Source organism: Phormidium sp. CCY1219 (assembly GCF_035615515.1).
Lineage (GTDB): Bacteria > Cyanobacteriota > Cyanobacteriia > Cyanobacteriales > Laspinemataceae > CCY1219.
The window spans coordinates 26,990-34,185 of record NZ_JAJENT010000466.1 but is presented as its reverse complement, the minus strand read 5'-3'; the positions used below and the strand labels follow the sequence as shown (position 1 = coordinate 34,185).

The 7,196-nt window shown below is 53.3% G+C and carries 8 protein-coding genes; 4 read left to right on the top strand and 4 right to left on the bottom strand.

Going from position 1 to position 7,196, the window contains the following annotated elements; all coding sequences use genetic code 11:
- Positions 1-208, top strand: a 208-nt coding sequence (locus LKK83_RS11495) for a hypothetical protein (RefSeq protein ID WP_324631255.1), incomplete at its 5' end; no start/stop codon positions are given.
- Between the two features lie 373 nt (positions 209-581).
- On the opposite strand, the gene LKK83_RS11490 is transcribed toward LKK83_RS11495, so the two are convergent.
- Positions 582-929: a hypothetical protein gene (locus LKK83_RS11490; RefSeq protein ID WP_324631253.1), complete on the bottom strand. Its 348-nt coding sequence runs from the start codon at positions 927-929 to the stop codon at positions 582-584.
- 140 nt (positions 930-1,069) lie between these two features.
- Between LKK83_RS11490 and LKK83_RS11485 the strand changes: the two genes are divergently transcribed.
- Both LKK83_RS11485 and LKK83_RS11480 read left to right on the top strand, forming a co-directional pair.
- Entirely contained in the window at positions 1,070-1,192 is a 123-nt protein-coding gene (locus tag LKK83_RS11485; RefSeq protein WP_324631252.1) for a hypothetical protein, read from the top strand.
- Complete coding sequence (locus LKK83_RS11480; protein ID WP_324631251.1) at positions 1,192-2,163, top strand: DMT family transporter; 972 nt, start codon at positions 1,192-1,194, stop codon at positions 2,161-2,163. The genes LKK83_RS11485 and LKK83_RS11480 overlap by 1 nt, the downstream gene beginning before the upstream one ends.
- 110 nt (positions 2,164-2,273) lie before the next feature.
- On the opposite strand, the gene LKK83_RS11475 is transcribed toward LKK83_RS11480, so the two are convergent.
- A complete protein-coding gene (locus LKK83_RS11475; RefSeq protein WP_324631250.1) occupies positions 2,274-2,945 on the bottom strand; it encodes a class I SAM-dependent methyltransferase in 672 nt (223 codons plus the stop codon).
- 53 nt (positions 2,946-2,998) lie between these two features.
- Between LKK83_RS11475 and LKK83_RS11470 the strand changes: the two genes are divergently transcribed.
- Positions 2,999-3,478, top strand: a complete 480-nt coding sequence (locus LKK83_RS11470; protein ID WP_324631249.1) for a hypothetical protein — start codon at positions 2,999-3,001, stop codon at positions 3,476-3,478.
- Between the two features lie 158 nt (positions 3,479-3,636).
- Here the strand turns inward: LKK83_RS11470 and LKK83_RS11465 are convergent, their stop codons facing one another.
- Positions 3,637-5,196 (bottom strand): pentapeptide repeat-containing protein, encoded by a 1,560-nt coding sequence (locus LKK83_RS11465; protein ID WP_324631248.1) that lies wholly within the window; start codon positions 5,194-5,196, stop codon positions 3,637-3,639.
- Positions 5,197-5,339: 143 nt separating this feature from the next.
- The gene (gene tftA, locus LKK83_RS11460) at positions 5,340-6,710 is read right to left on the bottom strand and encodes a hormogonium tapered terminus morphoprotein TftA (protein WP_324631247.1); all 1,371 of its coding nucleotides are present in this window, start codon (positions 6,708-6,710) and stop codon (positions 5,340-5,342) included.
- Positions 6,711-7,196: the final 486 nt, after the last annotated feature.

Sequence of the window (7,196 nt, the reverse complement as noted above, 5' to 3'; positions counted from 1 at the left end):
CCTCGTAGGGCTTAGGCTGGTCAGCTACCTAAAGTCAGGGGCTAGAAGCCCCGTCTCTTTAGAGCGGGGTGCTGACGTCCTTATCCTCCTCACCTGTGTGTTATTTCAATTGTGGGCGATCGCTGGAAGTTTTGCCGTGATTCCGGTGGTGAGGGAAGGCGATCGCGATCGGGGGTTGGGGTGGATCGAAACCGGCGATCGCTGGTGAGGATTTGCCCTTTTCATCGTGACGAAAGTCATTGACAATTTGGGAAATTTATGCACCGGATGAGGGGGTTAGGGGAAGGGGAAGCTAGCGGTTCTAGAGTGTCAGGTCCGCATTCAATCAAAAAGACAAGAAACGGGGTTTCTCGCCGTGGTGGGTTGCGCGCCAGATGCGATGAATGGCGTCTCTACCAGTGGTGAACCTTTCCCGGGGTTCTCATCCCTACCACAGGGAGACCCTCGGGTGCTTTTTCCCACCCGATCGCGCGGATGAGGGGATTGGTGGCGATCGCAGGCGGGACAACCATTGACCGCGAGACGGAAAGCAATGCAAAAATGGTTTGACCAAGCGATCGCCGAAGTGCTACCGCCGGGGTTTAACTCTCGCCGAGAATCGATTCAAAGGTAGAGCGCAATGCGTCCATATCTGCCACTCGAGCAACGAGCAGATTGTTATTCCCGGCATCATCTAACCGGGTTTTCCAATAGTCGATTTTATCTTCATTGTTCAGCCAAAACTGAATCACGGTTTCCACCACGTTATCGCGATCCCACTCTTTCGCGGGAGAAACGCTTTCCACGGATTCGAGAAACGCATCCAGGGTACATTTCTGGGTGCCGAGATATTCCACCCCCACACCAGAGTCGGTGTTGATGATTTCCTGTTGTTGGTTAAAAAAATATAAAATTGGGGAAACTCCCAAGATGTCGAAGGTGTATTTCATCCTAGACCTCCAGATTCGGTTCTATGTTTTGATTGTAATCATTAATTAATGAATAGCAGTTTAGCAAAATCCCTGTGGTTACAGTCGTTACATTGCCCCAGGGGGTTTGCGAGAAATTCACATTGGTTTATCATTAGGGGATGATAAAGGGAAAGAGCGTCGGGGGATGGCACGATCGCCCTCGTCGGCGACGGGTAACACCGCAGCGCCCCGATGGCTCTGACTTTTTCAGTGGTATGGTATGGTGGGATAATCAACCGTAATGTTAGTTTGGGCATGGGTTTCGGATTGGGCGATCGCGGATTATCAAGGGCAACTGGCGGCGCTTGGTGGTGCTTGTTTGTGGGCCTTAGCTTCCGTAGTTTACGGACAACTGGGGCAAAAAATCTCCCCGATGGCACTCAACCTGGGCAAAGGCGCGGTGGCGATCGCCTTGATTCTGGTCACGGTGCTGCTGCGCGATGTGCTATTCTCTCACCTGGATCCGACGCGCTCCCCCTCGGTAGCACTTTCCCTGGCCGGCGATGGCAGCGCCAGAGCAGCAGTTCTGCTGCTTTTGAGTGGCATTATCGGCATCGGTTTGGGCGATACGGTGTTTTTTGCGGCGATTAATCACTTGGGGGCGCGACGCACGTTATTGCTGCAAACCCTCGCACCGCCTATGACGGCGGTACTCGCTCGGATTTTTCTCACCGAAAGCCTCACATCTGGGGCGTGGGGAGGTGTTTTTCTTACTTTGTGTGGTGTGGCTTGGGTGATTAGTGAACGAGTTCCCGGAAACAGCAGCACGCCAAAGCATCTGATGCGTGGGGTCAGTTTGGGATTGCTCGCCGCCCTCGGGCAAGCGGTGGGTGCGGTACTCTCGCGATCGGCACTCTCGGACACTTCAGTGGATCCGTTGTGGAGTAGTTTGATGCGGTTGTGCGCTGGGGTGCTGGTGCTGCTGCTGTGGATATTTGGACGCAAAAATGCGAGGATTCTCCAACCGTTGCAGTCTCATCGCTTGCTGGGGGCGATCGCAATTACGGCATTTTTTAGCACCTATCTCGGCATTTGGTTGCAACAAATTGGCCTTAAATTTGCACCGGCAGGAATTGCTCAAACCTTGGGCGCAACCAGTCCCCTATTCGTGCTTCCCGTGGCCATTTGGATGGGGGAAAGGGTCAGCATCCGTGCGATTTTTGGGGGCCTGATTTCGGTGAGTGGGGTGGCGTTGTTGTTTCTTTTGCGGTAAATTGGTCATTGGTCATTTGTCATTGGTCATTGGTCATTAGTGGTTGGTTAGTCAGATTTTGTTAATTGTCAATTCTCAATGGGGGTTGAGGGTTGCAGGTTGGGGATTGGCTATTCCTGGGGGTTTTTGCGGGCAAGGGTGAGGCCATCGGCGATCGGAACCATGCTGAGGGTAATGCGATCGTCATGGTGTAGTTTGGCGTTGAGGGCGCGGATTGCTTGGGTGGTTTCATTTTGGATGTCGGGTTGGGCGACTCTTGCGCCCCACAAGACGTTATCGATCGCGATTAACCCGCCGGGGCGCAGAAGTTGAAGCGATCGCTCGTAATAGTTATCGTAGTTGACTTTATCCGCATCGATAAAGGCAAAATCAAAGGTATCGGAGTGACCCTCGGCGATGAGGTCATCGAGGGTGTGGAGGGCCGGTGCGATTTGCAGGTCAATTTTATCCGCCACACCGGCTTTTTGCCAGTAGCGTTGCGCGATTGTGGTATATTCTTCACTCAAATCGCAAGCGATTACTTTACCATGAGGGGGGAGAGCCATTGCGATCGCCAGGGAACTATACCCGGTGAAGACGCCGATTTCCAGGGTCTTCGTCGCCCCCATAAGCTGAACCAGAAATGCCATAAATTGGCCTTGTTCCGGTGCGATCTGCATTTGGGAGAAGGGATGAGCGGCGGTTTCGGTTCGCAATTGGCGCAGGATCTCGGACTCGCGCAGAGAAACCGAGAGAAAATAGTCATAAAGGCGATCGCTCAATCCTAAGGTTTGCTTAGACATCGTTAAATAGTTTCAGGAGAAATTATCGATCGGTTATCGTTGTGGAGATTAACATGGGTGGAGTCAGATTTCAATCTATTTTCAGAGGGATTGCGATCGCAATTTTAATCCTCTTGCTCAGCAGTTGTAGCGTCACGTTTAGCTTAGGCGGTTTTCAACCCACCCGCGACGTGGTACAAGGCGCCCTCGCCTTAGAACTGAGTCAAAATCAACAACAACTGAGACAACATCTCAGTCGCTATGTGGATCGAGGGGATAAAATGCCCAACTATGAAATCAACCGGGTAGAAATCTGGAAAGAAGAACCGCTCAAAATTGAAGATTTACTATCGTATCATATCCGAGGCAGTTATAATTTAACCATTCAGTTGCCAGATAAACGAGTCACCGAGCGGCAAAATAGTTTCGATTTGTATTTGCAACGTCAGACAGAAGGCAAAACCTGGCGGTTGGCAAAACCCGTCACCCCAGAGGAGAATGATGAAGCGCCAGCATGGGCGACGTATTTGATTAAACCCCCGGGATATATGTAGAGAAAGGGGTTGCCCGCCGGGTAAAATAATCAGCCAGGGTGATTCCACGGCACATCGATCGCCGGGAGGTTGCCCTCGGGGGGAAACGAGTTAAACTGAGAAGTCCTTGTCATGGGGACGCAAGCATGCCGAGGCGGGATTTCAATCGCCCGCTGGTATTACCTGTTCATCTCGCAATCCTCCACCCACGCACAAGCACGCCAGTGCAATTGCAGGAGTTCGCGACGGGGTTGGTATTCAAACTCCACTGGCGGGCGCAGGGGTTGCCCGTGAAGCTCGCTGTAGTCGGTATTCCGCAAGCTGGGGGACACCCAGACGTTCAGGGTTTCTGGGTGAATGGCCATCAAATGCAAGTCGAAGAGGGTGTGAATGTCAGCGCGCAAGAGCAAGCCGGCAGAGGGGTCAGAGGCATGGGTTTCATCATAATTATAGCACAAAGTTACCGCTTCTAAAACCGGTTCGGCATTGCAGCCGGTAATCGCACAGCGCCCGTTGTAAGCGGCGAGCAAGTTGTGACGAAACGAAGAAGAGCCGCGTCGGTGGGCGATCGCCAGACTGGCGGGGTTTAAATGCTCTTCAGTTTCTAGCACTTGTTGTGCGAATTCCAAGGAAATTTCATCGGGGGATAAAGCCTCATCTGGAGGGAACGCGAAGGGGTTGGGCATTTTTCCATTGGCGATCGCACCGTCAGGATCGAGTCCGAGGGAGGAGCCGAGAGCTTTAACCCTATGTGAGTTACCGGAAATTCGGCTTCGGGAACTGTTGGCGTTGCGATCGCTCGTGGGGATTGCTTCTTCCTTGGTCGGAACCGCGCCAGAGTTCCTCGCAGAATCCGTGGGGGGTGGGGAGGAATTCTCGGACTCCCCGCCCGAGGATGCGATCGCCGGGGAGGGGTGGCGATTATCGGGAATCATGCCATTGGGTAACATAGCGGCTAACAGATTTTCGCCGGTAGACAAGCGAACCCCTTGCAGCTTGGCACCGCGCAGACAAGCGCCTTGCAGATTGGCGATCGCGGGCAGGGTTGCATTGTGCAAATTTGCGCCTTGTAAAGACACGCCAAATAACTTGGCATCCGCGAGATTTGCGCCTTGTAAAGACACCTGTTGCAAACAAGCGTCAGTCAGATTCGCACTCACCAGAATCGCGCGATCGAGATTTGCGCCTTGGAGAGAAGCCCCCTCCAGATTTGCCCCAGTCAGATTCGCCTCAGACAAGATAGCCTCTTGCAGCTTCGCTTGTGAGATTTCGGCATCGCACAAGTGAGCCGACTGCAAAGAGGCCACGCGCAAATCCACTTGAGTGAGGTCCGCCTGATCCAGATTGGCCTCTTGGAGTTTGCCCAAGCGTACCGAAGCGCCGCGCAGGTTCGCACAAGCGAGTTGAGATTTCATCAAAGATGCGCCTTGAAGATTCGCTTCGCTCAGATCGGCCCATTGCAAATTAGCGCCTTTGAGATTAGCTTCTTTCAGGGTGGCATGAAGCAGACTCGCATCACACAGATTAGCGCGATGGAAATCGGCGCGAGAGAGATTTGCCCCCTGGAAATTAGCGACGCGCAGGTCTGCCCAGCGAAAGTAGGCTCCTTCGAGATCCGCATCTTGCAAGTTGACCTGTTTGAGTTCCCTCCCGCTGAGTTGGACATTGCGAAAGTTTCTGCGCCCCTCGGCATAGAGTTTAACTAACTCCCTGGCACTAATTTGTTCCTCGATAGCCATATGTTCGGTGTGCTGCTGACGTCAAGAGGTGGTTGCGATCGCCTCCCCGGTAACCGCTAATTCCCATAGAATACCCACAGAATACCCCACCATCGACGCGATCGCGGCATTTTCCGATACCGATGTGGGAGTCAAGCCCCAATTTAAAACAGGTCTGCCGACTCATACAACCGAAGCAGCAATGCCATAATTTTAGTACCGTAGTCGAGATCTGCCGCCCAACGACCGCTAAGCTGTCCCACCAAAGGAGCCACCCCCCGGGCGACGAAACGAAAGCGGGGGGCGACGAGTTCCCCGACCAGAGGTTCGGTACTGGCATAAGCTTTCAGGTGTTGGATATGGGCGCGGACCCCGATGCGGGCGGAAGGGAAAGAAGCGGCACTCGCCCCACCCCCGATCGCCCCTAACCCGGCAAAATTGTTTTGCACCGGATCGATTTCGCTACCAAAGCGCAGAAAATTGGTTTCCAAACACATTTGACAAAAGGCAATATCGTAATTGACCCCCTCAATTGCCCCTTCTTCGCGGTAGAGCTTCGGCAGATCGGGGAAATCCAACAGGGCTTTTTCGTGATTGCCCTTCAGGAACATCAGCAGTTGCACTTCCGAGGTTTTGCCATAACCCATGATGCGATCGATATAGCCCGGGCAGATTTGCAAAATCGAGCGCAAGAGCACCGTGCGCGTTTCACCGTCCCAGCTTACCGAAATTTGATGTTCGCGCAAATCGATCGCCTTAACATATACAACCTGACGGTAACTGACGCGCCGAATGTCAGGGTCTTGCGACAAATCCACCTTAAAACTATCCACCAGATCGATGGGAATGTATGCATTGCCATTGATAATCACCCCTTGTTCCCCATAAATCTGCCCGTTAATATTGATATTAATCGGCGGATAGGTGGGCGGTTCGGGGATAGAAGAACCCGGAGGCACCGGTTCGCTCAACTCCGTGCCTTGACTCCAAGCTTCCAAACCATCAGCAATGCCGATCGCAAAGTCGCGACGGCGGGTTTGCAGCAGATATCGGTCATCCGGGTTGGTCAAAAAGCAAACCTCCATCAGCAACGAAGGGGAAATCAACCACCGACAAAATGGCAAACTACCGCGTTCGGCGATCGTATCCGGCTTTACCCCTCGGTTGGAGAGCATCGGCACCCGTCGCAGCAGCGCCATGAGCATTTGCTCCGCATTTTGGCGGCGTTCGTCGTTGTTGGCAATGTAGTACACCCTAGCTCCTCTGGCGGCGGGAAAGGCATTGGCATTGGCATGCAGTTCCAGCGCCACATCCCCCCTGCGCCAGCGGGCGTTAATCCAACTCATCGTGTCGCTTTGACTCAAATCGTCCGGAACCGACAATACCTCTAAGGCGCGCGATCGCAGTTCCGTCACCACCAAATCGCGCAGCAAAATCATTTCCCGCGCCTCGGTGGTGTCGCCGGCGATCGCACCCGGATCGATGGCCCCATTTTCATATCCCCCATGTCCGGCTGAAATAAAAATTCTGCCCATATTCGCTTTTCGCTCCCTCGCACCAATCGTTTCAATCAATCAATATCGACGAACCGAAATGATTATGGGGTGATACTAGCACCCATCGACCCCACTTTCTCCCCCCAGTCCACCACCCCCGCAACTGGCTGCTATTTTTCCCACTGCTTAGCCCTCGGCCTGGAGTGCGACTCGAGAAGGGTAAAATAATAAATAGCAGAGAAATCACTGATGCCATCCCTCTTATCAACCGTGTAACCTGGAGCCAAAGGACTCAGCCTGACGGGCAGCGGGTGACACCCGACGTGACTGTTGACCTCCAAGGGGTCGCCATTGGGTTCGACAATAGGACAAAATGGAAATTCCACCAGCGCGCAGGGGTGAGTGACAGTGCAGATAATGGCTTGCAGTGTCTCGAGGCACCCTCGATGCACTTAGCAACCCTCAAACCGACTCCGGGGGCTTTTCCAGCACTGGAAACCCATTCCGGGATAGCTCCCCCCTGCG